The organism is Streptomyces sp. FH025 (assembly GCF_017427025.1).
Lineage (GTDB): Bacteria > Actinomycetota > Actinomycetes > Streptomycetales > Streptomycetaceae > Kitasatospora.
Map to the genome: position 1 here is coordinate 1 of NZ_JAFLNG010000875.1, position 2757 is coordinate 2757.

Annotated in this window: 2 protein-coding genes; one reads left to right on the top strand and one right to left on the bottom strand. The window is 70.3% G+C overall.

Translation table 11 applies throughout. The features are described 5' to 3' along the window. Positions 1–85: 85 nt before the first annotated feature. Positions 86–688 (bottom strand): PadR family transcriptional regulator, encoded by a 603-nt coding sequence (locus tag J0670_RS35070; RefSeq protein WP_207816553.1) that lies wholly within the window; start codon positions 686–688, stop codon positions 86–88. 612 nt (positions 689–1300) lie between these two features. Here J0670_RS35070 and J0670_RS35075 point away from each other — a divergent pair. After that, complete coding sequence (locus J0670_RS35075; protein ID WP_307806829.1) at positions 1301–2716, top strand: HAMP domain-containing sensor histidine kinase; 1416 nt, start codon at positions 1301–1303, stop codon at positions 2714–2716. Positions 2717–2757 lie beyond the last annotated feature (41 nt).

Sequence of the window (2757 nt, forward strand, 5' to 3'; positions counted from 1 at the left end):
GTCGGCCCGGGAGCGGTGCGGCAGGGTGAGGAACAGCCCGTTGGCGAGCATCAGTTGAGGCTGTCGAACATCACCGTGATCGCCTTCATCGGGCGTCTGCCTCCGTCCCGGCGGCCGGTTCTTCGGCCCGCCGGTGGTCCTCCAGCTTTGTCAGCATCCGCTCCAGCCAGTCGACCCAGCGGTCCACCGAGGCGGCGCCGAACCGGTGCAGCTCCTCGGCGACCTCCCGGGCCAGCCGCCGGTCGAGCTCCGGGAGCGGATCGGTGAAGCGCAGGCCGCGGTCCCGGTCGCGGTTACGGGCGATCTGCGCGCGCCGGAAGGCGAGTTCGGTGCGCAGCAGCCGGATCGCGGCCTGCCGGTCCAGCGGGGCGGCGAGGGCGAAGCGGGCCAGGAAGTCCGCGTCCTGGAAGCGGCTCGGCGGGTCGTACGGGGAGCGCACCCAGTCCAGCAGGGCCTCGCGCCCCACCGGGGTCAGCCGGTAGACCTTCGCGTCCGGCCGGCCCTCGCGGGGGTCCACCTCGAACTCGACCCAGCCGTCCACGACCATCCGCCCCAACAGCCGGTAGATCTGGCTGTGATGGGCCCGCGACCGCAGGAACCGGCCCTCGGTCTCCACCCACTTGCGCAGGTCGTACCCGCTGAGCGGGCGGCCCGCCAACAGCGCGAGCAGCACGTACTCGAACCGCACCCCGTCGTCTCCCTATGTGCGGAATTCCCTATGCGCAGAGTGCCTTTGCCCGGAGGGAAGGACAATGGCCCCGACGGTCCTGCCACGAGCCGTTCACGGGGGTTCACGCGGCCGCTGCCGGTCGGCTCAGGCATGCTCCGCGGCATGTCGATTGCCGGTATCACCCTCGGCGAGTGGCTCCTCTTCGACCAGGAGGCGGCCGCATCCGCTGCCGAGGCTTCGGCCGGGAAGGCCGGCCCCGGCGGTTCCCGCGACCCGCGAGCCCGCCGGAGCCGACAGGTCAGGTGTCGGCGGGTCGGTGGGCGGGTGCGGTATCACCTGTATGTCCGGCCAGCGGAAACACGCCCGTCTCTCAGGAGGGTGACGGCTTCTCAGATGCACCTCAGGTAGTCGTTTAGGTATTTCTTATCTTCGGGGCCGACCTTTAGGCGGGGGCGTCCTGGTGCCGAATTCGGAGGGGACGACGACGGCGCGGGATTTTGGCCGTGACCAAGGCGGATACGGGCCCTGAGACGGGGCGGGCGGGGACGGATGGGGATGTCTCGGTTGCGTGACGGGTGGTTCGGCCGGATGACTCTGCGTGGTCGGCTGGCGTCATTCACGGCCGCGGCTGTGTCACTGGCCGTGGTGATGTGCGCGGTGACCGGCTGGTTCGTGGCCCGCGGGGAGATGACCGCTCAAGTCGATCAGACTCTGGCGCGTGCATGGGCCCCAAATGTCCACGCGTCTCCTCAATCCGAGATCAGGGCGGTGAACGACTGGTGCCGCGGGGTCGTCACTCAGCCGTGGATGACGAGGGACACCGTTCCCACGGTGATCTTCGCGGACGGGACGTCCTGTCCGCCGAACGACTCCCGGTCCGTGAAAGTCACGGACGGCGATCTGCCGGTGGCGAGCAGCGGGACAAGGGGGGCAGTCGCGCGCTCCTACTTCCGCGACGGACAGCTGGCCAACGGTGACGCCGTGCGTGTGTACGTGGTCAGCTACGGACCTGTCGTGTTCAACGGCGAGCCCACCACTGCGGCCGTCGCGCTGTCCCAGCCCCTGCGCCCGGTACGCGACGCGCTGTTCGGACTCGCCCTGATCACGACCTTCGCAGCCGCACTGGTGATCGCGGCCGCGGCTTTCGGCGCGCTGTGGCTCGCGCGCAGGGCCCTGCGGCCCGTCGACCGTCTCACCCAGGCGGCCGAGTACATCGCACGCACCCAGGAGCCGGGGACGACCATCGACGTGGCCGGCCATGACGAGATCGCCCGCCTCGGTCAGGCGTTCAACGCGATGAGCACCGCCCTCGCCCATTCCCGCGACAGCCAGTCGCAGCTGATCGCCGACGCCGGCCACGAGCTGCGTACCCCGCTGACTTCCCTGCGCACCAACATCGATCTGCTGGTTCGCAGCGAGGAGACCGGGCGGGCACTTCCCGAGGGCATGCGCGCGAAGCTCTTCGCCAACCTGAAGGCTCAGATGGTGGAGCTGTCCACCCTCATCGGCGATCTGCTGGTCCTCTCCCGCCCCCTTCCAGCCGCGGGTACCGCTCCTGCCGCCGAGCTGGGGCTGCACGATGTCGTCTCCCGTGCGCTGGACCGTGCAAGGCTGCGCGGCCCCTCTCTGGTGTTCAACGTCGATCTGCGGCCCTGGTATGTACGGGCGGATACGCACACCATGGAGCGGGCCGTGGTCAACCTCCTCGACAACGCGGTGAAGTTCAGCCCGGTCGACGGCGCCATCGATGTTTCGCTGATCTCCGGCGTTCTCACGGTTCGTGACCACGGACCGGGCATCGCGCCCGAAGACCTGCCGCACGTGTTCGACCGGTTCTGGCGCGCGCCGTCCGCGAGGCGGTTGCCCGGCTCCGGCCTGGGCCTGGCGATCGTCGCACAGACGATCCGCAGCGCCGGCGGCGAGGTGTCGCTCGCCCCCGCGGCACCCGGACCGGACGGCACGACGGGCGGTGCGGTGGCCACCGTAAGACTGCCGGGCTCGCCGACCCCTCCCGCTCAAGCGGCTCCGGTTTCCTCGCACGACTAGCGGGCCGGCCCGGGGCCTGTCCGGAACCAGCGAGCACGGGC